Source organism: Hymenobacter gelipurpurascens (genome assembly GCF_900187375.1).
GTDB classification, from domain to species: domain Bacteria; phylum Bacteroidota; class Bacteroidia; order Cytophagales; family Hymenobacteraceae; genus Hymenobacter; species Hymenobacter gelipurpurascens.
The window spans coordinates 733,937-758,861 of record NZ_FYEW01000002.1; the positions used below are offsets into that span (position 1 = coordinate 733,937).

Annotated in this window: 18 protein-coding genes; 8 read left to right on the top strand and 10 right to left on the bottom strand. The window is 57.5% G+C overall.

Annotated elements, in window-relative coordinates:
• Window positions 1-115: 115 nt before the first annotated feature.
• Window positions 116-1,003: a tyrosine-type recombinase/integrase gene (locus CFT68_RS14990; protein ID WP_088845096.1), complete on the top strand. Its 888-nt coding sequence runs from the start codon at window positions 116-118 to the stop codon at window positions 1,001-1,003.
• Window positions 1,004-1,036: 33 nt separating this feature from the next.
• Entirely contained in the window at window positions 1,037-1,336 is a 300-nt protein-coding gene (gene hpf, locus CFT68_RS14995; protein WP_088844347.1) for a ribosome hibernation-promoting factor, HPF/YfiA family, read from the top strand.
• 103 nt (window positions 1,337-1,439) lie between these two features.
• Here the strand turns inward: hpf and metK are convergent, their stop codons facing one another.
• On the bottom strand, window positions 1,440-2,702 hold the full coding sequence (gene metK / locus CFT68_RS15000) for a methionine adenosyltransferase (RefSeq protein ID WP_088844348.1): 1,263 nt from the start codon (window positions 2,700-2,702) through the stop codon (window positions 1,440-1,442).
• 259 nt (window positions 2,703-2,961) lie between these two features.
• On the opposite strand from metK, the gene CFT68_RS15005 reads away from it, so the two are divergent.
• Window positions 2,962-4,401 carry a hypothetical protein gene (locus CFT68_RS15005; protein WP_088844349.1) on the top strand — a complete coding sequence of 480 codons (1,440 nt, stop codon included), beginning with the start codon at window positions 2,962-2,964 and terminating at the stop codon, window positions 4,399-4,401.
• A gap of 7 nt (window positions 4,402-4,408) precedes the next feature.
• Here CFT68_RS15005 and CFT68_RS15010 read toward each other — a convergent pair whose 3' ends face one another.
• The 5 genes from CFT68_RS15010 to CFT68_RS15030 all read right to left on the bottom strand — a co-directional run bounded on the left by CFT68_RS15010 (window position 4,409) and on the right by CFT68_RS15030 (window position 11,189).
• The gene (locus CFT68_RS15010; protein ID WP_141106581.1) at window positions 4,409-5,680 is read right to left on the bottom strand and encodes a hypothetical protein; all 1,272 of its coding nucleotides are present in this window, start codon (window positions 5,678-5,680) and stop codon (window positions 4,409-4,411) included.
• 6 nt (window positions 5,681-5,686) lie between these two features.
• Window positions 5,687-8,137, bottom strand: coding sequence for a prolyl oligopeptidase family serine peptidase (locus tag CFT68_RS15015; RefSeq protein ID WP_088844351.1), 2,451 nt, complete (start codon window positions 8,135-8,137; stop codon window positions 5,687-5,689).
• Window positions 8,138-8,337: 200 nt separating this feature from the next.
• Entirely contained in the window at window positions 8,338-9,360 is a 1,023-nt protein-coding gene (locus CFT68_RS15020; RefSeq protein ID WP_141106582.1) for a neutral zinc metallopeptidase, read from the bottom strand.
• 620 nt (window positions 9,361-9,980) lie between these two features.
• A complete protein-coding gene (locus CFT68_RS15025; protein ID WP_088844353.1) occupies window positions 9,981-10,628 on the bottom strand; it encodes an HD domain-containing protein in 648 nt (215 codons plus the stop codon).
• A gap of 126 nt (window positions 10,629-10,754) precedes the next feature.
• Window positions 10,755-11,189, bottom strand: coding sequence for a GNAT family N-acetyltransferase (locus CFT68_RS15030; RefSeq protein WP_088844354.1), 435 nt, complete (start codon window positions 11,187-11,189; stop codon window positions 10,755-10,757).
• A 144-nt stretch (window positions 11,190-11,333) separates the two neighbouring features.
• On the opposite strand from CFT68_RS15030, the gene CFT68_RS15035 reads away from it, so the two are divergent.
• Window positions 11,334-12,734 (top strand): PQQ-dependent sugar dehydrogenase, encoded by a 1,401-nt coding sequence (locus CFT68_RS15035; protein WP_170934818.1) that lies wholly within the window; start codon window positions 11,334-11,336, stop codon window positions 12,732-12,734.
• 100 nt (window positions 12,735-12,834) lie between these two features.
• The gene (locus CFT68_RS22275; protein ID WP_262490720.1) at window positions 12,835-12,957 is read left to right on the top strand and encodes a hypothetical protein; all 123 of its coding nucleotides are present in this window, start codon (window positions 12,835-12,837) and stop codon (window positions 12,955-12,957) included.
• 86 nt (window positions 12,958-13,043) lie between these two features.
• On the opposite strand, the gene CFT68_RS15040 is transcribed toward CFT68_RS22275, so the two are convergent.
• Window positions 13,044-14,048, bottom strand: a complete 1,005-nt coding sequence (locus CFT68_RS15040; RefSeq protein ID WP_088844355.1) for a cation diffusion facilitator family transporter — start codon at window positions 14,046-14,048, stop codon at window positions 13,044-13,046.
• Window positions 14,049-14,210: 162 nt separating this feature from the next.
• On the opposite strand from CFT68_RS15040, the gene CFT68_RS15045 reads away from it, so the two are divergent.
• From CFT68_RS15045 to CFT68_RS15055, 3 genes are all read left to right on the top strand, one after another.
• A complete protein-coding gene (locus tag CFT68_RS15045; protein WP_088844356.1) occupies window positions 14,211-15,590 on the top strand; it encodes an Nramp family divalent metal transporter in 1,380 nt (459 codons plus the stop codon).
• 89 nt (window positions 15,591-15,679) lie between these two features.
• The gene (locus CFT68_RS15050) at window positions 15,680-18,148 is read left to right on the top strand and encodes a TonB-dependent receptor (protein WP_088844357.1); all 2,469 of its coding nucleotides are present in this window, start codon (window positions 15,680-15,682) and stop codon (window positions 18,146-18,148) included.
• A gap of 55 nt (window positions 18,149-18,203) precedes the next feature.
• A complete protein-coding gene (locus tag CFT68_RS15055) occupies window positions 18,204-19,061 on the top strand; it encodes a transporter (RefSeq protein ID WP_088844358.1) in 858 nt (285 codons plus the stop codon).
• A 235-nt stretch (window positions 19,062-19,296) separates the two neighbouring features.
• On the opposite strand, the gene CFT68_RS15060 is transcribed toward CFT68_RS15055, so the two are convergent.
• From CFT68_RS15060 to CFT68_RS15070, 3 genes are all read right to left on the bottom strand, one after another.
• A complete protein-coding gene (locus CFT68_RS15060; RefSeq protein ID WP_088844359.1) occupies window positions 19,297-20,508 on the bottom strand; it encodes a DUF1501 domain-containing protein in 1,212 nt (403 codons plus the stop codon).
• Between the two features lie 130 nt (window positions 20,509-20,638).
• Window positions 20,639-22,165 carry a DUF1800 domain-containing protein gene (locus CFT68_RS15065; protein WP_088844360.1) on the bottom strand — a complete coding sequence of 509 codons (1,527 nt, stop codon included), beginning with the start codon at window positions 22,163-22,165 and terminating at the stop codon, window positions 20,639-20,641.
• A gap of 54 nt (window positions 22,166-22,219) precedes the next feature.
• Entirely contained in the window at window positions 22,220-24,817 is a 2,598-nt protein-coding gene (locus CFT68_RS15070) for a lamin tail domain-containing protein (protein ID WP_088844361.1), read from the bottom strand.
• Window positions 24,818-24,925: the final 108 nt, after the last annotated feature.

The following is a 24,925-nucleotide window of genomic DNA, read 5'->3' on the forward strand; positions in this document are numbered from 1 at the left end:
TGATATGCGTTTTATAGCGCAGCAGCCGGCTTTTTCGTGCCTATATTTTCCGTTTTATTCTTCCTCCGAATTCCCTACATTGGGTATCTACAGCTCAGCTGTTGAAACTAAGAATATGGAATTGTTTTTTGATTATTTACGGTTTGAGCGGCGCTACAGCCCGCATACGGTGCTCTCGTATCAAACCGACCTACGTCAGTTTTCGGAGTTTCTCGTTGCATCATTCGAGCAAACTGACCCGACGCAGGCAGACCATATGCTGATCCGTTCTTGGGTGGTGTCTTTGATGCAGCAGCACAACGACCCTCGCACCGTGAACCGCAAGATTGCCTGTTTGCGCTCCTATTATAAGTACTTGTTGCAGACGGGAGCCATCCAGAAAAACCCCATGCTGCGTATCACGTCGCCGAAGATTGCCAAGAAGCTGCCCGACTTTGTACCGGAGGATTCTTTGAATGGTCTGCTGAACTCCTTTGAGTTTCCGGATACGCTGGCAGGCTCCCGCGACCAGCTGATTTTGGAAATGCTGTATGGTACCGGCATCCGCCTGTCGGAGCTGATTGGCATTGGGCCTGAGGACATCAGTTTGCCTGGCCGCATGGTGCGCGTAACGGGTAAAGGCAACAAACAACGCCTGGTACCGCTCAACCCCACGCTGCTAGTAGTTATAGAACGCTATATAGTGCATAAGCAACGCGAATTTGGTCCGGATAGCAACGCCCGGCGGGCACTACTCGTTACGGACAAAGGCGAACCGCTCTACGAAAAGTTCGTGTACCGCACGGTGAAGCACTATTTGAGTCAGATTACCACGGCTTCGGGCCAGCAGCATCCGCACGTGCTGCGCCACTCGTTTGCTACGCATCTGTTAGGCAAAGGTGCTGATCTGAATGCAATTAAGGAGTTGCTAGGCCATGCTAACCTGGCCGCCACCCAAGTGTACACGCACTTAAGTATTGACAAGCTCAAATCTGTCTTTGAAAAGGCCCACCCAAAGGCCTGAGTTTCTTTCTTTCTACCCTTAATTCCACATCCGATGAAAGTACAGATGCAATCGGTGCATTTCGACGCCGACCAAAAACTGATTGACTTCATCCAGAAGCGCCTCGATAAACTCGAAACCTTCTATGACCACGTGACGGAAGGCGAAGTGATTATGCGACTGAATAACAAAGATGGTATTGCCAATAAAACGGTAGAAGTGAAGGTCCGCGTCCCCGGCACTACGCTCTTCGCACAGGAAGATGCTGGCACCTTTGAAGCTGCTGCCGATGCCGCTGCCGATAGCCTGAAACGCCAGATTACTAAGTATAAAGAGAAGCTGGTTAGCCACTGATTTATAGACCGAGAGTGGCCTAGCGCCACCTTCTAACAACAACGCCCCGGTTACCACTAATGGTAGCCGGGGCGTTGTTGTTAGAAGGTGGCGCTAGGCCACTCTACAGGCCAAATTCAGCCTTGATTTTATCTACATAGTCCAGCTTTTCCCATGTGAAAGTCTCCACAGTTTTCGTGGTGCCATCGGGTTGCTGTACTTGCTTAGTGCCCGGCTGCCGGCCCATATGGCCATAGGCGGCGGACTCAGCAAAAATAGGGTTTTGCAGGCCTAGGCGCTGTACAATTGCGTACGGGCGCAGGTCGAAGATGCGCTGCACTTTAGCGGCAATTTCTCCGTCGGTGAGCAAGTGCCCGAAGGAGCCGTTGACTTTCGTAGTACCGTAGGTGGTCACGAATACGCCTACCGGCTCGGCCACGCCGATGGCGTAGGCCACCTGCACTAGCACTTGGTCGGCAACGCCGGCAGCTACCAGGTTTTTGGCGATATGGCGGGCCGCGTAGGCTGCCGAACGGTCTACTTTAGACGAGTCTTTGCCCGAGAAGGCGCCACCACCGTGAGCCCCTTTACCGCCGTACGTATCCACAATGATTTTACGGCCCGTAAGGCCAGAATCGCCGTGAGGCCCGCCAATGACAAACTTGCCAGTGGGGTTGATGTGGTAAGTAATATCGTCGGTGAAGAGTGCCTGCACTTCCTGGCCTAGCTGAGCCTTTACGCGCGGTACCAGAATGTTCTTGATATCCTGCTCAATCTGCTTCAGCATTACCTGCTCATCCTGATCGAACTCATCATGCTGAGTGCTGACCACAATGGTTTCGATGGCCTCGGGCGTGTTGTCGTCGGCGTAGCGAATAGTTACCTGGCTTTTCGCGTCGGGGCGCAGGTAGGTCATTTCCTGACCAGCTTTGCGGATGGCCGACAGCTCCCGCAACAAACGGTGCGAGAGGTCGAGGGCCAGCGGCATATAGTTTTCGGTTTCGCGGGTGGCGTATCCGAACATCATTCCTTGGTCGCCGGCGCCTTGCTCTTCGGGCTTGGCACGCTCCACACCCTGGTTGATATCGGCCGATTGCTCGTGCAAGCGGTTCATCACCTCGCAGGTATCGGCATTGAACAGGTATTCAGGCTTGTTGTAGCCGATGCGGCGAATCACCTCCCGAATGATGGGCTCAGCCTCTACATGGGCTTTCGATTTGATTTCGCCGGCAACCAGCGCAAAGTCAGTAGTAACCAGTGTTTCGCAGGCCACTTTGGCCGCAGGATCCTGTCGCAGATACTCGTCGAGAATGGCGTCGGAAATCTGGTCAGCTACTTTATCGGGGTGGCCCTCCGAAACAGATTCGGAGGTGAACAGGTACGGCATCAGCTTATAAGGTAGGAGTACGTCAGAGGCCGGCAGCCCCTGCCCTGCAATATGTAATTGAATTGGCAGGGCAGCAAAGCTACGAGTTTTCTAAATGGCTGCAGAAGTAGTCTGGCAATTCGTGGAAATTGTATCTACTATCCTCTAACAGCTCACTTTACTGGGCTGGCCAAGGACTTCATAGCACGCATTTAGGCTAACCTGACGCTTTTCCAGTATTCTTGCAGGCTTTTAACTGCTTATTTTACTTTCTACCGATATGCGTAAGGCGGTTCTGTTTTTGGTTGTTGCCACTTTCTACACTGCTCAGGCACAGGCGCAACGTTTTGAGCCGGGCTACTTAGTGCGGCTTTCAGGCGATACCGTGCGCGGGGAGCTCGAAAACGGGTTTTGGGAAGAGGCTCCGGCCTCGCTCCGTTTTCGGGAGCAGCCTACCGGGCCTATCCAGACCTGGCCTACGCGAAGCTTGCAAAGCTTTGGCCTACGCAACGGACGGCGCTGGCGGGCACAGGTGCTAACCTACGATGCCGCAGCCGAAAGCCGCCGCGACTTTGTGCGGCCCGATGCCCCGCGCACTCGTCTTGTAACAGACACCTTGCTGACGGAAGTACTTCTAGATGGCCCACTAGGCCTGTCGGTAGCGTTTCAGAGCACTACTCCACACTACTTTGTGCAACGGGCAGGGCAGCCGCCGTTGGAGCTGGTAAACCGCCTCTTCCTTCGTACCAATGCCGAAGGCCGGCAGATGTTGAGCACCGCCAATGATTTTCGGGAGCAGCTGCGGCAATACCTGCAGCCTGATTGCCCAGCCGCATCGCAGGGCCTGAGCCGATTACGGTTTGAGGCGGGTGCCCTGCGCGAATATCTGAGTGCTTATGCAGTGGCTTGCCTAGGCCAGCCGGCGAGCGTAGCAAAGGTGGCCGCTGCTCAGCCAGCGCAGAAAGGTAGTGGCCTCCGGCTGGAGGCAGGTGTCTTTTTGGGTGGCTCCTTTACCAGCAGTCGTTTTACTGATCCATCTGATGCTTTTTTAAAGCTTGACGAGCCTTCTAGCCCCACGCAAGCTATAGCGCAAGCTGATCTGGAAAGGCCTTATCTGAACAACCAGCATGTGGAGCAGACAGTGCGACCAATGGTGGGCGGCTACCTCGATGCACTCTTTCCCGGACGCCGGTTTTCGGTTCATGCAGAGGGCCAGGTCCGTTCGCGCAGCCGTTCTACTGCCACGCTCTCCACCGGCCAATCAGCTTATCCAACGAAAACCTACACGTTCGGCTCGGCTCTGGTGCCTACGGTCGCGCTGGGGTTTCGGGTGTTGCGGCCCGTGGGGCTAGGCCAGTTGCTGGCAGGTGCCGGCGCAGCAGCGCAGCTTAACTCGGCGCTTTCGCCTCAAATAGACTTCCCGGGTGGCTCGGCTCGCCAGTTCCAGGGGAAAGCATTGCCTGATATTCGGGTGATGGAAACGACCCAAACGCAGATTGGCCCTTACCTGGAGCTGGGCTACCGCCGAGGCCGCTTCACAGGCACTGTAAACTGGCGCTATTTTTCCGATTTTGCGCGCGACTTATCCACCATCAGCTCTGTGGTTTACGCCAGCTCGGACAACCAATTGCTGGCCATCAATACCACCACCTACCGCTACCGCACGCAGCAGGTGCAGTTACAAGTGGCCTACCGCCTTAACCGCAACACCGATCAGTAAGCTCTGCTCAAGAATAAGGACCGTAGGCCACTACTTGCCAGCAATGCCACAGAAAGGCCACTGCTACCACTCCCCAGGATAGTTGGGGCAGCCGTATCCGGTGCAGAATACAGCCGATGAAGCAGAGTACTAATGGCACCAGTGTGAATGTAAGCCGCCCCTGATAAAAGCCCAACAAGGCGAAAAAGACCGTAAAAAGCGTCAAGAGGCCTAGCGTGAGTTGGCCCGGTAGCTCTAGCTCACGCCATCCAGTTCTTGCCTGACGCCAGCTAAACCACAGGTACAAAGCCAGCGCTCCAGACAAGAAGCCCATGATAGCCGGCAGTGTAGTTCCAAACTGCGCCAAATTGCTGACCACGCTCGTGTATAGATGTTGATCAGGCTCCAGAAGGGCATCTTTCAACCAAATGAATTGCCGATACGTCTTGACCTCGTGGTTGTAGTAGTGAATACCGAAAAGCCGTAAGCCTGCTATCCAGAGAACTGTTGGCAGTAAGAAGGCGCTGCTTACAGCACCTCCAAGCACCCACAAACGCGTGGGCGAATGGCTTTTTCGCCAGAAGTAGAGTGCCACCAGCAAGCACGGCAGCCCCAGTACGAAGCTGCCGTATACCAGGCACAAACTGCCCGTACCTAGTGCGAGGCTCACCAACATCCGGCCCGAAAAATTCTTTTCATTAAGCCTTATGAGCAGATACAGGCAGAATAGCGGCGTGAAAAACGTAAACATCTGCTGATGCACCGTCCAGAAGAAGGCTTTCGTGACTGGGTTGGACACTAAAAACACCAGTAGGCCACCTAACACCACCCGGCTGCCTTGCCCCTGCGTGAGGCGCCCGTACAGAGCTATAAACAGCAGCAGGCTCCCCAACAGCACAACGTAGTTGAGGAGGACGTAGCCTACGTAAAACCCTAGTGCTAGCTGATATTTGGTGGGCACATGCAGCAGAAACTGTAGTGCCGGCCGCTCGGAATTGGACAGAAGTTGTAGCACCCACGTGCACGGATATCCTACGGCCGTGCCCAGCAGAATAAACAACGGCCGCGACTGCCGGACTTCGTTCGGCTCCAGCAACCGCGCCGGATGCCGCGCATTCTCTATATACACCCCACTATCACAATTGTCTGTGAACCCTGCGTAAGCCGTTAGATGCAGATAGGTGCCGCAGTATACATCATTGGTACGCGGAGGAGGCGAAAACAGAAACGATACAGTAACCAGCAGAATCAGAAGTGTGCAACCGACTACCTGCCGGAGCATACCAGTAAAGGGCTTCATTCCTTGCTACTGCCCGCCAGTGCTACCGCCAGCGGAGGTTGATGGCTTCAGATTGGTTTCAAACAGCTTCAGAATGCGCTTGTACTCATCGGTCCAGGAGCTGGGTTCGATGAAGCCGTGGTCTTCTACGGGGTACACGGCTAGTTCCCAATTCTCTTTGTGCAGCTCAATGAGGCGCTGCGAGAGGCGCACAATGTCCTGGAAGTGCACGTTCGTATCGACCATGCCGTGGCACATGAGCAGGGACCCTTTCAGGCCGTTGGCGTAGTAAATCGGCGACGAACGGGCGTAGGCCACCGAGTCGTTGTAGGGCTCGTTAAGGATGTTGTCGGTGTAGCCGTGGTTGTAGTGGGCCCAGTCCGTAACGGAGCGCAGGGCGGCACCGGCCTTGAACACATCGGGTTGTGTGAACATAGCCATCAGGGTGATGAAGCCGCCGTAGCTGCCACCATATATGCCTATGCGCTGAGGGCTGACGCCATATTTATCGGTGAGCAGCTTGGCTCCGTCTACCTGATCGGTGAGGTCTTTGCCGCCCATGTAGCGGTAGATGCCCGTGCGCACATCGCGGCCGTAGCCGGCAGAGCCGCGGTAGTCGATATCGAGCACGGTGTAGCCTTTATCCACCAGCAAATTGTGGAACATGTACTCACGGAAGTAGGTGCTCCACCATTTATGCGCGTTCTGCAGATAACCCGCTCCGTGCACAAAAATAACCGCTGGGCCCTGCGCCTGCGGGCTGCTAGGCCTGTATAGGCGGGCATATACATCGGCTCCGTCGCGGGCTTTGATGGTAATGACTTCGGGCGTGCGCCAGGCGTAGCTCTCGAACTCCGGCGTGGTGCTGTGGGTGAGGCGGCGCATTTTGGCGCCGGGCTTGTTGTCCATCACGTACAGCTCCCAGGGCGTATTGGCGGTGCTGTAACGCACGGCCAGCGTCTTCTCATCGGGTGAGAGCGTAACTTCGTTTCCGCCTGCCAAAGTGGTAATTTGGGTCATAGAGCCGCCGTTCAGGGGCATGCGGTAGAAGTGCTGCTCGCCAGGATGGGTTTTGTTAGCAGTGAGGTACCACGTTTTTTTGTCGCGGCTGAGTTGAGCCTTTTGCACTTCAAACTTGCCGCTGGTCAGGGCCTTTTTCTGGCCATTGGTCACATCCACGGTGTAGAGGTGCGAGTAGCCGGTTTCCTCGCTCTGGAACCACATGCGGCGCGAGTCTGGCATCCAGCCCACGTTGCCTTCATCGTAGCCAATGCCGGGGCCGTTGATCCAGGCGTCGTCGTGCTGGCGGTCAAGCATGTTGATTTTCTGGGTAGCAGGGTCGAGGCCTACAATCCAGCGGTCCTTGTTATCGGTGCTCCGAATGACCAGGAAAGCTCGCTTGCCATCCTCTGACCAGAACGGGCCGAACGGAATTACGCGGCGCAGCTCGGTGGCTGGCTTTTCCTTTTTGGCCGCGGTAGCTGCTTTCGCAGAGTCGGCGGGCATAGGCGCTTTCGCAGGTAGTTGATACTCTTTGCGGTAGGCTGGCTGCTCATCGAGGCCCTTCAATTCGCGGTAGCCCAGCACGAACGTCGTGTCGCGCCCGATATCATACAGGCCTAGCTGATACGCCGTTTGCGAAGCGCCTACTTTAGTGCGGGTGCTGATATCCTCAGTGAAGCCGGAAGCCGTCACGAAGTTGGGCACCAGCGCCACTTTCTCGGCGCTGGGCTCCTGGGCCAGGGTGTAGGTCACGTAGCGGCCATCAGGCGAGAGGCGCAGGTTGCGCACCGACTGCTGGCCGACCCAAATGGCTTTGGGCCGCAGCTTGGCCAGGGCTTTCTGCTGGCGCTGCCGGGCTTTGGCATCCTGGTCTTTCAGCTTGATAATATCGAACAGGGCCAGCTGCTGCGCCTTCAGAAACTTCTCCGCCTTATCCGTGGAGGCATCTGTAGGCCTGTTGCCGCGGCGGAAATCGGTGCGCTGTACGGTTTCGCCGGTGGCGGGGTCCCAGGTATAGAGGTTGTTGGCGCGCGAGTAGCTGATGAGCTTGCCCTGGAGCGCAAACGTGGGGTCGGTTTCCCGCTCGGCCGTGCTGGTTACGCGGCGGGCACGCTGGGTTTTGAGGTCGAGCAGGTAAATGTCGCCGTCCTTCTCATACACTTTGCGTGTGTAGGCCTGGTCGTACTCGCCCGTGGCGGCGGGCAGATTTTGCTGGTCTCGGATGCTGACTTTGCGGGCCGTACCGCCGCTGGGGCTGATGCTGTAAAGCGAGTCGCGTCGGGCTTTTTCGGGGTTCCAGTTGAAGTAAATGCGCTTGCCATCCTCAGCCCAGTAGATGTTCGTGGGCGAATTCCCCAGCCACTGGGCCGGGTCGCGCATGATTTTTTCAACGGTGAGCGGCACCAGCTGTTGAGCATTGGCTACCGAGTAGAAAGCTGGCCCAGCGGCTAGCAGCAAGAGAAGACGTTTCAGCATAGGGGAGCGGTGGGATAAGCCGGACTGCAACTTACGCCACGGCAGCCAATGGACATAGCTTAGGCGTAGGCGTTGCACAGTGGGTATTCTGAATGCTTACGTAGCCGTGCTAGATACCAAAAAAAGGCGCCCATAGAGTAGGCGAATATCTCTATTCGCACTACTGCTATGGGCGCCTTACTTATGGCTGTGATTACTGGTTATTTCTTTACCAGCACAGGCAGCTGTGCCTCAAACAGCTTGGTAAACTCCTGGCTAGTGAGGATGTGGCCCTGCTTCTGAGCGTTGTTGGCTAGGTTGTAGCCCCATTCAGCGGCGGCCATGCGTTGGGTAGGCGTGCCGTGGTGCCCGGTGCTGTTGAATGAACAGTCGCCGATGTTGAAGAACACCTGAAGGAACTGCTGCACCCGCTTCCACTGCATAGCAGCGCCTCGCGAATGTGACAGGAAGTACGCCGAATAGGCGTCCGCCATCAGTTCAGTGCGGCGAGTAGCTTCAGGGGTGTTGTCGTCGCCAAATAGGTTCAGTTGAAATTGAATTTGGTGACCGAATTCGTGAGCTAAGATGGCCTGGGGAGCTACATCACCGAACCCAATACCCGTGTAGGCCTGCATGATACCATCACCCATGATAATCTTGCTGGGGATAGTGCCGTAGGGAGGAAATTCGAAGCCTTCCTGAGCAAAAGCATTGAAGGTGAAGATGGGATGGTCGCCGTTGCGCAACTCTGGGAAGGCTTGTAGAATCAGCAATACCAGATCGGCATAATACACTGCATCTTCTTCGTTCAGACCAAACCCGGCTTCGTAGGTTCTGATGAGCTTATTCCGGTCGCGCAGGGTGCTGCCATGCATAGCAGCCAGCACAATATCACTTGACTGGATGTTCCAGAAACGCTGCAGGTCTTTAAATGTCTTGGTCAGGCGCTGCGTGTATTCGCCGTTGGGGCCAAAGGTTTGGTTAGCAGAGCTGTTCTCAAATAGTAATGCATCATAGGTAGGCACATCCAGCATGGCCGTATAGTTCACGTAGTAGCCGGCACCTTTCCAGTCGGATAGTTCTTTGCCAAGCCACTGATTTACAAGCGTGTTATCATCACACGTTGTGGCTTCTAGGCCTAGCGCCCGGCGAGCCATGTCACGGTACTGCGGATCGTTTTTCAGCAGCAGGGCTGAGTGTTGTTTGAGCTTAGCATCAAAGCCGGCGGGCATAGAAGCGCGCATCTGCTCGAGCTTTTCCCGGGCGTCGCTGACGGAGAGGTTAGATGATTGGCTAGCCGTTGCTGGCTTCACCGAACTATCAATTTCTTTTTGGCAACCTGTTAATAGGACGAAAGAGGTGGCAAAGAATGCTGCCAGAACTTTAAGCTGCTTCATAAACGCGGAGGGTTGGGGTGGAAAATATGAGGAGAAGAAAGGAGCGAAAGAGGCCTATACCACGGCTCAAAATCATAGTATATACTTGTTAAAATATTACAACAAAACTTGCTATTACTTATCAATCTTACCACAAAGTATAATAAGATCTTGAAATAGACTAATCATATAGATTTTTCTTGCTCATATACATAACCCGTAAACGAAAACACCTCAACTGTAAAGCTGAGGTGTTTGAGGGTAGTCAACCTGCTTACTAAAGAGGCTGCAAGAGAGTAACTATCTGGTGCGATATCGAGTAAAGATTCTGGCCTAAACTAGTTTTAATACATGCTAAAAAGCATTCTCTGCTTTGCTTTCCGCCTTATTTGCTCCTACTAGCGCCCTGACTGGTTTAAAGATTATGCCAGCCGTTATAGAAACTCACTAGGGTACAAACGGTTGAGCTTGCAATGCTTATTTTGAGCCTACACGCCACCGTTCTCCCAGGCTTTCAATTCGGCCTGCAGGTTGCGGCGGGCTTGCGCATCCAGCTTGTCGCGGAAGAGGGCCGTTTGGTAGAGCAGGGGGCAGTTCAGCAGCTTCTCCAGCACCTTGCGGCGGCCACGGCGATACATAAAATCGGGCGCGAAACGGTACTCCTGTCGCACCTGGCGGGCGTATTGCCAATAGTCGGCCTCCGGAGCACCGAGGATTTGTAGGTCCGCATCAAGAAAAAAGTGCAGGTCGGAGTCGGTGGCGGGCTGGGGCTGGGTGTGGTCTTTGGTTCGCTCAATCAGGTAGGCCACGCGCTGACGGCGCTGCTCTGATAGGCTGGTGTGGCCTAGGAATTCCAGGGCCAGTGCGGCGCTCCGCTTCTCGTTGTCGTCGCGGCGCGTGCTGTACACCGCATCATGAAACCAGATGGCCAGCTGTACCACTTCCGCATCCTGCAGCCCGGCCGCGTGCTGTTGGGCGCTGTCGAGCAGGGTTTTGATGTGTTTCAGGGAATGGTAATGACGGTCGGAGCCTTCGTAGGCCAGGGTGAGCTGCTGCAGCATGGCCGTCCGGCACGCGGCATCGGCAAGGAGGGGCGTGGTGAGGCGGTACCAGCGGGAGGCCAGGGTCGTATTCATCGGATAGAGCAGACGGATAGCGAGTGATAAGGAATATACTACTTACCTGACGCATAAAAAGGCCCTGTAGTGCCCATTTTCGGCCAAAAGCTCGCTTTTTCTGCAAATCCACTGACTATCAACCCACTAATTTGCGGTAGGCGTGCCATACGGATTAGCTCGCTTTATTTCCAGGTAGCGCTCCGGTGCGGCGAGGTCCTGGAAGCCGAACTGCCGATACAGGCCGTGGGCATCCAGCGTGGCCAGCAGGTAGCGGCGCAACCCCTGCAACTCTCGGTGCTGCCAGATTTCGGACTGCAGCTGCTTCCCAATGCCCTGGCCCTGAAACTCCGGCAGCACGAATACGTCGCAGAGCCAGGCAAACGTAGCTTTGTCGGTGACGACGCGGGCGTAGGCCACCTGCCGGCCAACGGGAGCATACACGCCAAAGTTCAGCGAGTTCACTATGGCACGCTGCACCGTTTCCAGCGGAATGCCTTGCGCCCAGTACGACTCCTGCGACAAGTAGCGGTGGATAACGGAAACATCGAGGCGGGCAGGGTCGGTGCTGATAGTGAACATAAGTAAGCGGACGAAAAACGGCTCTGTAGGCCAGTAGGTGGAGCACGGAAAGTTACACCGCGAAAGTATGGCTTACGCTCATCCGGTGGGCAGAATAATCCGTTGATCTAGTAGGCTGCCTAGGCCTCTCCTAACCCCTTGACTATGAAACTTCTGGTTACTCTATTTCTCGCAGGTGCTCTGTTTACATGCTCCACCTCGGCCCAAACGCTACCCGTCCTGACGACTTTTCCGGTGGGCAATTCTACCGTCACGGTTTCGGCCTTAAGCACGGGCCTGCAGGTGCCGTGGGAACTGGTATGGGGGCCCGATAACTTCATCTGGATGACAGAACGCGGCGGCCGCATCAGCCGCGTGAACCCCACTACTGGCGCCGTTTCGCCGCTCATCACGCTCCCGGATGTGGCCACGAGCTCCGAGGGTGGCCTACTGGGCATGGCGCTCCACCCCGATTTCACGACCTCGCCCTACGTCTATGTGGTCTACAACTACAACGACAATGGCTACAAGGAAAAGCTGGTGCGCCTGACCTATGCCAATGGCACGCTAGGCCAGCCGCTGGTACTGCTGGGCAACATTGCGGCCACCAGCACCCACAGCGGCTCTCGTTTGCTCATTCTGCCCGACCGCACCCTGCTTATGACTACCGGCGACGCACAGGACCGCCCCGCTGCCCAAGACCGGGCCTCGCTGAATGGCAAGATTCTGCGCCTCAACCTCGATGGCTCTATTCCGGCCGATAACCCGGTAGCCAGCAATTACAGCTACACCTTCGGGCACCGTAACCCCCAAGGCTTAGTGCGGGGCTCCAATGGACTGCTATATAGCTCAGAGCACGGCGAAAACGCGGAAGATGAAGTGAACATCATTGAGCCCAACCGCAACTATGGCTGGCCTACCGTGGAGGGCCTGTGCAACCTTAGCGCCGAACAGGCCTACTGTACTGCCAACAACGTGCGGGAGCCCATTTTCACTTGGGCTCCTACCGTGGGAGTAGCTGCCCTCACATACTATGACCACCCAGCCATTCCGGGCTGGCGAAACAGTTTGCTGGCGGCTACACTGCGCGGCAGCAAGCTCACCCAAATTCCGCTCAACGCAACGGGTACTACCGCCGGTGAGGGAGTGTTCAGCCTCACGTCGTTTGGGCGGCTGCGGGCTATCTGCGTGTCGCCGCAGGGGCGCGTGTACGTGGGCACCAGCAACCAGGATGGCCGCGGCAACCCTGCCTCTACCGACGACCGGATTCTGGTGCTGGAAAACCTGGCCTACGTAGCCACGCCCACTACTGCCGTCCGCCAGGAAGCTCTAGGCCTATGGCCCAACCCGGCCCGCCACAGCGTTACGCTCAGGCTGCCCGCGCCCACCAGCACCCCGGCGCCCCTGGAACTGCGCGATGCACTGGGCCGGGTGGTCAGGACGAGCCGTTTTGCTGCGGGGCAGTCAGCCATAGAAATATCGTTGGCGGGGCTGCGGCCGGGCGTGTACTCGGCGCAGGTTCTGACTGCCGCTGGGCGCATCACGCAGCGCCTGCTGGTGGAATAGGCCTAGCTAAGCTGCTCCAAAACGTCCTATGCGTTCGGTCCGTAAGAAAAGGCTGCTTCGTATTCCACCTCACAAGCAACCGAGTATGCTTCCTCCTTTCATGAGACGCCGCGAGCGGACGCACGGCCCCGACTCTGACCCCGAATCCACGAAATGGATCTGGTATGTGTTTGGACTGATGACGCTGCTCTGGTTTCTGTATTCCTGGTTTTCCGATAAGTAGGCTTTCTACCGAAAATCAAAGGCCCGTACCTCAGGAGAAGTGCGGGCCTTTCGATAGGTTACTGGCCTAGGCCACTCCTAGCGGGCCTATTGCTCCTCTTCCTCCAAAAGCAGCTGGTGCCGCTCGTTCTTCACGGTATTGGCTACCGTCCAGGGTATTTCCTGGCTGAAGGAATGCTGCCGCACCGGGCAGTCGGGCATGTGGCAGTGCGAGCAGGCCGCGAAGGTGCAGGGGTCGGCGTGCACGAACATTTCTACCTCTACATCAAACTTGCTAGCCACAAACTCCTCAATGCGATGCACCTGGGCGTGCGTTTCATCGAGGGTGAAGTAATAAGGCATCGTGACGTGGCAATCGACGTGCAGATCGGAGCCGTAGCGCAGCACACGCAGGTTGTGCACATCAATCCAGGAAGGCTGGCGGTGCGCCTGTAGCTCCGAAATCACCTGCTTCACGGTCTTCACATCCGACTCATCCATCAGGCCACCAATGGAGCGGCGCAGCATGCGGTAGCCGTTCACGACAATGAACACGCCCAGCAGCAAAGCCGCGCCCGAGTCAAATACTTCATTACCGGTAAACAGCACCAGCAGCAGCGCCAGGCACGACACCAGCGTGCTCACGGAGTCCATGTACAGGTGCTGCCCATCGCCCACCAGCGCCACCGAGTTGTGTTGGCGGCCGGCCCGCACCAGCAGGAACCCCACTACCAGGTTTACAATGGCCGTGATGGCCAGCAGCGCCATACCCCAATCGGGCCGCTCTACCGCGTGTGGGTTCAGTAAAGCCTGAATAGCCGAGCGGAAGATATAGACACCCGCAATCAGAATCAGGGCGCCTTCGAACCCAATGGAGAGGTACTCGATTTTGCCGTGACCGTAGGGGTGATTTTCATCCTTGGGCAGGCTGGCCAGGTAGATGCTGTAAAGCGCAAAGCCACTCGTCACCACGTTGATGATGGACTCCAGGGCATCCGTAAGCACGGCCTGCGAGCGGGTGAGCAGGTAGGCGTAGAACTTGATAGCCACCAGTACTACGCTAACTACCAGCGACAATAGTCCGTAGCGCGTCTTGAGAGGAAGTGAAAACATAGAGACGTAACCGTGGGACGAGCCACAAAATTCAGGTAAAAAACCCGGCCGGCCACCGATGCCACAACTTTTTGAAACAAAAGGAGTAATTAACCTGTCTTAAAAATAAATTTAGACAAGCCTAAAAACGTTTACTTTGTGAATTCTGCTATTCCTGACCCTATGCCTCCAGCCATACAACCTCCTCCCGTTGCTCCTGCTTCTGAAGCTGCCACGCAGGCCGCTACGGGTTGGAGGCGCGCCCGGAAGAACAACTCCTTGGCGGAGGTATATGCTTCTATAAAAGTGCCGGCGCGGGATGCTTCTTTCTGGCGCAAGCTGATGGCGTTCTGGGGGCCGGGCCTGATGGTGGCCGTGGGATACATGGACCCCGGCAACTGGGCTACGGATATTGCCGGCGGCTCGCGCTACGGCTATACGCTGCTTTCCGTCATCCTGATATCCAACCTGTTTGCCATGCTGCTACAGCACCTGGCCGCCAAGCTGGGCATCGTGACAGGCCGCGACCTGGCCCAAGCCTGCCGCGACCATTTCTCGAAGCCGGTAAGCATGGTGTTGTGGTTTCTATGCGAAATAGCCATTGCTGCCTGCGACCTGGCCGAGGTTATCGGCTCGGCCATTGCGCTCAATTTGCTGTTCGGTTTGCCCTTGCCCTGGGGCGTGGTGCTCACGATTCTGGATGTGCTGGTGGTGCTCATGTTTCAGCACAAAGGCTTCCGGGTGCTGGAAAGCATCGTGGCCGGCCTGATTGTGGTAATTTTTGGCTGTTTCCTTTACGAAATCATCGTTTCGCACCCCGATTATTTCGGGATTCTGGCTGGCATGGTGCCCCAGCCCGAGGTAGTCACGAACCCCGGCATGCTCTACGTAGCCATCGGAATACTGGGCGCTACCGTGATGCCGCACAACCTGTACCTGCACTCCAGCATTGTCCAGACCCGCGCTTACGGCCAGGATGAGCCCGCCAAGCGCGAAGCCATCAAGTTCGCCACCATCGATTCCACAGTGGCCCTGTTCCTGGCCTTCTTCGTGAATGCGGCCATCCTGATAACGGCCGCTGCGGCTTTCCACAAAAACGGCCGCCACGATGTAGCCGATATCAACCAAGCTTATGAGCTGCTGGCGCCGGTGCTGGGCGCGGGCGCGGCCAGCATCGTGTTTGCCGTGGCGCTGTTGGCGTCGGGCCAGAACTCTACGCTCACGGGCACGCTGGCCGGCCAGATTGTGATGGAAGGCTTCCTGAACCTGCAGCTGAAGCCCTGGGTGCGCCGCCTCATCACGCGCGCCATTGCCGTAATACCGGCCCTCATCGTGACGCTGATTTATGGGGAGAAAGGCACTGGCGAGCTGCTGGTGCTCAGCCAGGTTATTCTGTCGTTTCAGCTCAGCTTTGCGGTGGTGCCCCTGGTAATGTTCACGAGTAGCAAGCTCAAAATGGGCGTGTTTGTAAACCGGCCGTGGGTGCAGGTGGTGGCCTGGATAGTATCCGCCATCATCATCGTGCTCAACCTCTATCTGCTTTACGAAACCTTCTTCGGCTAAGAGAACGAAGGCGCGGGATACCTCTCGCGCCTTTTTCGGGCCTAAAGATTTAGACTTATCTAAATAAAAATAATAGGTCAATCAAAATCATGAAACACTTCGTCTTGTATATTACCTGGCTCTTGCTACTTCCAGTTTCGCTGGCCACGGCCCAGACGGGCAGTATTCGGGGGCAGGTGCTAGCCGAAGGCAGGCCACTGGAACTGGCTACGGTGGTGCTGCCAGGCACCTCCTTCGGTACCGCTACCGATGCTCAGGGCCGCTACGAGCTGCACGGAATACCCGCCGGAGTCCATGACGTGGTGTTTTCCAGCTTAGGGTTTCAGGGCAAGCGGCAGCGGCTGGCCGTGGCAGAAGGCCAAACCACCGAGGTTTCCGCCCGCCTTTCACCTAGCCCAGCCGCCTTGCAGGAAGTGGTAGTAACAGGCGTATCGAGAGCCACGGAACTGCGCAAAAGCCCCGTACCGGTGGCAGTACTGAGCCGGCGCGAAGTGAACCTGAATGGCAGCAACAACGTGATTGATGCCGCCGTGAAAGGCGTACCCGGCCTAAGTGCTGTGACTACTGGCCCGAATATCAGCAAGCCCTTCATAAGAGGCCTAGGCTACAACCGCGTACTCACACTGTACAATGGCCTACGCCAGGAGGGCCAGCAGTGGGGCGATGAGCACGGCATCGAAATCGACCAGTATGATATCGACCGGATTGAGGTAGTGAAAGGCCCCGCCAGCCTGATTTATGGCTCCGATGCCGTAGCCGGCGTAATCAATATGCTGCCGCGCCTGCCCAACGGCCCCGTAGGCCAACTGCAGGGCGACGTACTGACGGAATACCAGACCAACAATAACCTGATCGGGACTTCCTTGGGGCTGAACTACAACAAGGCTGGCTGGCAGTATGCGGGGCGGGGCTCCTACCGCTTGGCACAGGCCTACCGCAACGCCCTGGAAGGCCGCGTGTACGGCACGGCTTTCCGGGAGCTGAATCTTACGGCCATGGCAGGCCTAGAGAAAACCTGGGGCTCCTTGCAGCTATACGCCACGCTGTATGATAACCTACAGGAAATTCCGGATGGCAGCCGCGACTCCCTGAGCAGGCGGTTTACGCGCCAAGTGCTGGAAAGTGGGCTGGATATTATCAAGCACCGACCCATTGTGCCCACTGCCGAGCTGGCTACCTACCGCATCAACCCCTTGCACCAGCACATTCAGCACTACCGCCTGCTGAGCCGCACGCGGCTGCGGGTAGGCAGTGGGGAGCTGCACGCACTGCTGGGCGCCCAGCAGAATATCCGCCGCGAGTACAACCATCCTACTGCACCCGCGCAACCTGGCCTGGCCGTGGCCTTGAATACCTACAACTACGATGTGCGCTACGCCGCCCCTACTTGGCACGGCCTAGAAGCCACGCTGGGCCTCAATGGCATGTACCAGCTCAACCGCAACCGCGACGCCACTGACTTCCCCATTCCCGACTATTCTTTATTCGATGTAGGTGGCTACGCGTTTCTGAAAAGGAGCTTCGGCAAGCTCGACCTCTCGGGTGGCCTACGCTACGATACACGCCTGCTCCACTGGTCTGATTTTGCCGTGGGCCTGAATCCGGCTACGGGGTTTTCGCAGCAGGTACCCGCTGTGAGTGGCCTGGAGCCGCAGTTTCCGGCGTTTCGGGCTACGTACCGCGGGGCTTCGGCCAGCGTGGGCGCCACCTATAATTTGTCGGATAGACTGCTGCTGCGGGCTAACGTGGCGCGGGGCTACCGGGCGCCCAACATCACGGAAGTAGGCTCCAACGGCCTCGACCCCGGCGCCCACATCGTGTACCTCGGCAACCGCACATTTGGGCCGGAGTTCAGCCTGCAGGAAGACCTCGGTCTGAGCGCTTACTTGCCCGATGCCGAGCTGAGTGCCAGCGTGTTCAACAACAACATCAACAACTACATCTACCAGGCTCGCCTCAACGATGCTAATGGGCAGCCCGTGGTGCTGGTGCCCGGCAACGCTACTTACCAATACCAACAGGGCCGGGCGCAGCTCTACGGCTTTGAGGCTACCGTGAATCTGCACCCGAAGGCGTGGCCGGCGCTGGCCTTCAACAACAGCCTGGCCTACGTAACGGGCCTCAACCGGGAAACTAGTTTACTGCAGGAAAATGGTGCGGACGCCAGGTACCTGCCCTTCATTCCGCCCCTGCGGACCCGCTCCGAAGTGCGCCTCAGCAAGCAGCAGCCCTGGGGGTCGCTCAGGCAGCCCTACGTACGTGCCGTGCTCGACTACAATGCGCCCCAGAACCGGTTTTATGCCGTGGATAACACCGAAACCCGCACGGAGGGCTATGCTCTGGTGGGCCTGGGCCTGGGAACTGGCCTAGCCAGCGGCCCGGAAAAACGCGAATGGCTGCAGTTTTTTTTGCAGCTCGATAATGCATTCAACACCACCTACCAGTCGCACCTTAACCGACTGAAATACTTCGAGTATTACGCGGCTTCGGCCAACGGCCGGGCGGGCATCTACAACCAAGGGCGTAACCTGAGTCTGAAAATAACGCTGTCGTTCTAGGCCACTCGGCGGGCGTTTGCGTAGGCGGCGCATACGCCCTCTTACTCCTCCCCTCATGTTTACTCGTACCACTCTCCTGCTGCTCGGGGCGCTGCTGCCCTTGCAGCTGGCCGCGCAGGATCTGAAGAAATCCTGTCCTTACGATTCGGCCCATTTCGACCTGTTTCACCCCGTGCCCCGTAAACAGCTGCGAGAGATGCGCCCCGACCGGCCCGGCGTAACGGAAAGCCCGTTTACGGTAGATGCCGGACATTTTCAGTTGGAAACTGATGCCCTGCGTCTTATCAACTCCCGTGAGGACACGATGCGTAACCGCGATTTTCACGTAGCCTACGCCGTAGCCAAAATGGGCCTGAGCCGCCGTACCGATTTGCAAGTGGAAGTACCGCTCTACAGCATCAGCAAGCAACGCGGTGAGCGACAAACTGACTGGGACCATAACCGTGGTTTCGGCGACCTGGCCATTCGGGTGAAGCACAATTTCCTTGGCAACGACCAAAAGGGGCCCATATCAATGGGAGTAGTGGCCTATACGCGCCTGCCCACAGGTGGTAAAGCTGGCAGCGGGGCCGTAGAAGGCGGCCTGATTTTGCCCGTTAATATCATGCTGCCGCACAAATGGAACCTTGATGTGCAAATAGAATCTGATGTAAACTACGACCGTGAGCAGGACAACCACTACATGCGCGTGATGCCCTCCGTGGCGCTGGATCATGAGTTCAGCGACGTCTTCAGTTTCTTGGTGGAAGGGGTAACGCAGTGGGATGCGGAGCACTCTGGCTGGCGCTCCTCCGTAAATATTGCCCCCATTTTCAGCGTCAACGATAATCTGCAGTTTGATTTCGGTACTCACCTAGCCCTAAGCAGGGAATCTGATCGTGAGTTCTTTGTGGGTGTCACGTTCCGGCGGTAAGCCCTCTCGCCACTGAGCCTGCATCATCAACTACTGGCCTACAACAAAAACATCCCGCAGCCTCACTGGCTGCGGGATGTTTCATTGCTCACAAACCCAGTTGGCTTATTGGTGGTTGGGCATCAGGCCATTATGGGAGAGAAAGAATATCCTTTCCTACGTCGCCAAAAACGCGAATAATGTTACTACTCCCCAACACCTTACGAGAGCAAATCAGCTTTTTTTGCCATTCAGTTTACACCAGGCCACTCAACCGCTGGAACTCCCGGCCCAGAATGGCCGTGTCGTCGGCGCCCAGCCAGTCGCGGAGCACGGTGGCGTAGATGCTGCGGAAATCGAGCTGGTAGCGCAGGTCGCCTTGGTCGAGGTTGAGCAAATCGGGGGCGGCGTTTAGGATGCCTTTCTGCTTCAGGCCGCCGCCCAGCAGCAGCACGTTGTTGGCAGTGCCGTGGTCGGTGCCGTTGCTGGCATTCTGGCTTACGCGGCGCCCAAACTCTGAGAACACCAGAATCAGCGTATCATCGAAGTTGCCAGCTTTCTGCAGGTCCTCAGCAAAGGCGCCTAGGCCACTGCTCAGGTCTTGCAGGAGCTTGCCCTGCTGCTCCTGCTGGCGCACGTGCGTATCGAAGCCCGTGAGAGAAACGTAAAACACACGGGACTCAATACCGGAATTGATCAGCTCGGCGGCGGTTTTCAGGTTCTTGCTGAACTCCGTATTCGGGTAGGCCACTCCCGACTTATACACTTTAGAAGTATGGTACAGATAGTCGGCCGATGAGGTGGTTTCCGCCAACGTCTTGTACAGATAATCCAGCTCCGAGCCGGCTGCATTTGACGACTTCTGCTGGCTTACCTGCGCGATAAAGCGGTTTTGCGTCAGCTGGTGGAATTTCTCCGGGCTCTTCAACGACAACCCTTTGCGTAGGCCACCTTTCATGGCCAGACTCAGCGTATCGTCTACCTCCAAGCCGTTGTAGGGCAGTTGGCAGTCGGCGCAGTTCGAGTCGAGGTAGCGCCCGAGCCAGCCGGTGCCCACGTACTTATCGGAGTCAGAAGCGCTCTGCCAGATATCCATGGAGCGGAAGTGCGACCGGTCGGGATTGGGGTAGCCCACGGCGTTCAGAATGCCCATCTGGCCTTGGTCGTAGAGGCCTTTGAGCTGCGTCATGGTCGGGTTGAAGCCCAGGTCCTGACCGAGCGTAAGAATCCCGCTCTGCTCCCGTATCCCCAGCGTCGGCCGCGACTTGTAGTATATATCGTTGCGGTACGGGATGATGGTGTTCAGGCCATCGTTGCCGCCGCCCAGCTGCACTACCACCAGCCGCCGCCCGTTGGAATTGTGCAGCGTTTGCAGCCCCTGCTGGTCTAGCGCATGCAGGAATTTCGGCACGAACAGCAGTGAGCTGGCCAGCACGGAAGTCTTCAGAAAGTCGCGGCGAGTGGTCATAAACGTATTTTTTTACGTCATCCTGAGCTTGCGAAGGATCTTACCACACCTGACCGACTGGCCTAGCGCCTCGTGCTACCGTGGGAAGATCCTTCGCAAGCTCAGGATGACGTTGTTTTCTATGGAGTAATTACATCAACTGGTATTCCGGCAGGCTCAGCAGGGCCGTTACCATGGTGCGCAGGCGGCCTTCCTCGGGCGCTTTGTCACCAGCGGCTTGCACCAGCGTCATGTTCTCGGGCCGAATAGGCGTCTGCAGCACAAAATCAGCCAAAGGGGCAGCTTGCTGAGGCGCGGGGGTCTGGCTGAGCAGTTCCCGAATGGGCGCGAGCTTCACGGTGGTTTTCACGGGCTGGTTGAAGGTGCGGTCGGCGCGGGAAACCTGCGGGGCCAGGTCGTTCTCGTCCTCCTTCAGGGCCACCCGAAACTCTGCGTTCCGGAATAGTACTGAGGGCAGCTGCAGCCGGTACAGCAACGATGACGAATCAATCCAGCTGCGGCCGCCGGGCCAGCCAGCCACGTTCGGCGGCTGAAATAAGGTCTGACCAAGCGCTTTCTGAAACACAATCAGCGGCTTGTCATCGACCAGCTGAACCCCAAAGGTGCGCTTCATGCCCGCCAGCAGCTCCACCGGCGACTTGATGCGCGTGCCCACATTAGGCGCCGCGTAAAACCAATCGGCCAGAAACATGCGCTCCAGTAGGCCACTGATATCGTACTGACTTTTATAGAACTCCTGGGCCAGCGGCTTGATACGGGCCGGATCGGGCGTATCGTTCACGAAGAAACGGTAGAGCTTCGTGGTGATAAACTCCGCCGTTTGGGGCTGCTGCAAAATGATGCGCAGGATGTCTTCGCCGCCGAAGTTGCCGGTCTGACCCAGGAAGGTTTTGGGGCCGTCGTCGTGCAGCTTGGGCCGAAACACGAAGCGGTTCTGGGCATCGGCGCTCCAGCCGGTAAAGGCGCGGGCGGCTTCCTTCACATCCTGCTCGGTGTAGTGGCCGCGGCCCAGCGTGAACAGCTCCATCAGCTCGCGGGCGAAGTTCTCGTTGGGGCGCTGCTTGCGGTTTTGCTGGTTGTTGAGAAATTGCAGCATGGCCGCCTCCTGGCTCACGGCCAGCAGCAGATCAGCAAATTTGCCCAGGGCCAGCCTCCTGATAGTATTATGCAGCTGCAGTGCCGCATCGGGCCGGCGCACGCGGCAGGAAAAATGGCCATGCCAGAAGAACGTGAGTTTCTCGCGCAGCTGAGCCGGCGAGTTGGCCATCCGGTCAAGCCAGCCAGTGTTCATGGCATAAAAAGCCGCCCGAATGTTCTGGTTCTGCTGCTTGCGCTGCTCCGGCGTCAGAGCACGCTTCCGCAACTGGCCTACGCTTGCCCCAGCGGTAGGCGCTGCAGTTGCCAGGCCACTCGTCTGGTCGGGCGTGGTGGTCATGCTGGTTTGCGGCGTGCCCGCGGCAGGCGCGGGCACCATTGGCGGCTCCGGCTGCTCGGCGTAGGCCATCTGCGGACTTGCCAGCGGCTCATACGGTTCAGAATCATGCAGTATCCGGCGCCACGCTTTGCGCACCGAGCCATCGGTAGCCAGGTCCTGTGCCCTCGGCCCGAAGCCGGCTCGCCAATAGAGATGCTGCAGCTGCTGTTGCGTCGTCTTCATGCTGGGTTGGACGCCACTGGTGACGAGAGGTTTAACCTCTAGGCCACTCCAGACTCAGAATCGTGCGCCCACTACCACCGTTTTGCGGTACTCCCGCTTCTCGCCGCCGCTGGCCCGAAACAGCTCTACCAGCAGCACATAATAGCCCACGGCAGCTTTCTGGGCTTTATCGTTGAGGCCGTCCCATTGCCAGAAGCCGGTAGTGGCCAACGTTTCGTTGCGCACCAGCCGGCGCACTAGGCGGCCCTGCGCATCGTAAATCGTGACGGTTCCGGCGTAGCCCGGCTGATCGAGCTGGTAGCTAAGCGTCGTGAAGTCCTGCTGCCCATCTTCATCGGGTGTAAAGATTTCAGGCTCCAGCGTAAGCACACCCGTACCCGTGGGGTCTGGTTGCTGCTGCGAGTTAGGCCGGCCCGGTGTGGCGTAGCCCACGCTGCTGGCCGCCGAATGGAAGTTCACCGGCAGGCTCGGCCCGGTAGCCCGAATGCGTTCCAATGACACACCATCCCGCGAATCCAGCAGGGCCAGGTGCTGCTTTTCGGTGTAAGCATAGCGGTCCAACTCCTGCCCCAGCGCATTCTGGACCACCACAGTCCCGGCATCATCGGGGTAAGAGGGGAAAGCTGACATGGTCAGAAATGCTGCCAGATTGTTGGCTGGGTACTGCGCCTGTACTAGGTCGGGGCGCGTGGTAAGAACCACGAACTGGCCCGGCCCCAGCACATACGACTCCGGACTGATGGCTTCCAGGCCTATTGAGCCGTCGGTTTTCAGGCCGCCGAGCTGCCAGCCACGCAGGTCAAGGTACTTGGTGGAGCGGTTCAGCAACTCCACAAAATCAACGCCACCGGAGCGCGGATTAAACAGGATTTCGTTGATGACCACATCGCCCGATGACACAGGAACGGGCAGCGCAAACATAGCAGAGGAAGCCGGGCCGGCGGCATTCCCGGCGCAATCCACAGCGCGTTGCACCGTAATAGTCAGCGGCTGGTTTGCCGTAAGCGGGCTACCCAGCGAAAGATCCACCACCCGAAAATCGGGGCCTACGGGGGCGGCTCCCGTAATAGTCGGTCCAGCGCTTAGTGCATAGAGGGCGGGGTTTGCGGCCGCCGTGCTATCCAGCTTCTCCCCGAAAAACAACCGCACCGAGGAGGCCGATAGCGCCAGTGTCCGTAGTAGCTTGGGTGCTGTGCGGTCGGGGTTTGCGGCGCGCACAGAATTGGCGCGGCCGGGTGTGCCGCCGCTGGCATCGAGGCTAGCCGTCCAGTTTTCCAGGCCACCGCAAGGGTTGGCGGTGTCTATCATTTCCAGCGTCCAGCCGCCGTCTTTCTTGCGTGTATCCTTGTACCAGGTATCCGCATAGCTGACTTCAAACAACGTACGGCCATCCTTGCCGCGCAACACCAGCTGGTCGCCAGAATTTGTGAGGCTCGGGAAGTTACTGAGGCCGAACACCTTTCTGTAGGCCCCAAATTGTGCGGCCCGGGTGCTGCCGCATACCACCGCATACTCGCCGGGCAGCAATACCGCTCCCGCCGGAAACACGGCCGGAGTTCCACCCGGCTTGAGCAGGCGCACACCTGCCAGATCCAGCAAGGCGGTAGCTGATGGGTTATGAATCTCGATATACTCCGAGGCAGGCAGGCCTACGACGGGTATCTCGTCGGCCAGAATCTCGGTGATAAGTACCTGATTGAGTTTCGGGGCCACCGGGAAGCCGTTGTTCTGCACAGTGGCCGTAAGCGGGCCAGCGGCCACATTGCCAAACTGGTCGGCCACGTTGCGGGCCTCCACGGTCAGGCTTCCTATCGGCAAATCAGCCGCAAAGGTCAGGTGTACTATCGTGGGGTCAGTGGCATCGAGCTGGGCGGTGAGGGCGACCAGGCCAGTGCTGAGGCGGTAGTTGGCTGCCGACTGGCCTAGGGCAACCGCTTCGTTGAAGGTCAGGTCGAGCTGTTGGGCGGCGGGCACCGTTGCTCTACCCAAGAGCGGCGGCGTGGCGTCCGTCACCCGGAAATCATCGAAGTAAAAGGCCTTGCTGTTCGCCGCCGAGTACGTCAGCATAATGCCAAACCAGGCACTGCGCTGGTAGGTTGCGTCGGTAGCGGTGCCCTCGCTCGTGTAGGCCACTCCGCCAGTCAGGTCGCGCTCCAGCTTCCATTGGTTCTGCACGGTCCTCGTTACCCGCACCCGCACGAGGTTGTTATTCACCGAATTCAGAGTAGCATCCTGTCCGTTAATCACATACACGGGGCTGCCCGTGGCGTCTTTCCGGAAAAGCGCCACCTCGTCGGGGGTGCCGCCGAGGCGCACGAAGTAGCCCTTAGTACCGCTGGCTTTTAGGTCGGCCTGATCGGCCATCAGCCATACATCGGCGTAGTTGCCGCTGCTGGTGGCCAGTTTCAGATTGGCCCAAAGCTCCCACGTGGTGCCGGTAGTGGCCGCGCAGGGCGTTACGAGCTGCAACACGGTACCGGTAGTGGCGGGGCCGTTGGATTGGAGCTGCTGAGCCGTGTTTACCTGAAAGGAGGCCGCGTCGCCAGACCAGGGCGGGTTTTGGGTGAAGTTACCGTCGGTGAAAGAGTCAGTGAGCTGTGCGGAAGCAGCGGCCGCGCAAAGGAGCAGCGGCAGGACTAATAATTTCTTCACAAGTAATTGCTATAGACTTTTCTCCCGGAGTTTCGGGCAGAACAGGAGAAGTTATTCCTCTTCATTTTCCCGCCGCGAACCTCTGGGAGAAATTACGGGATGAAAGAT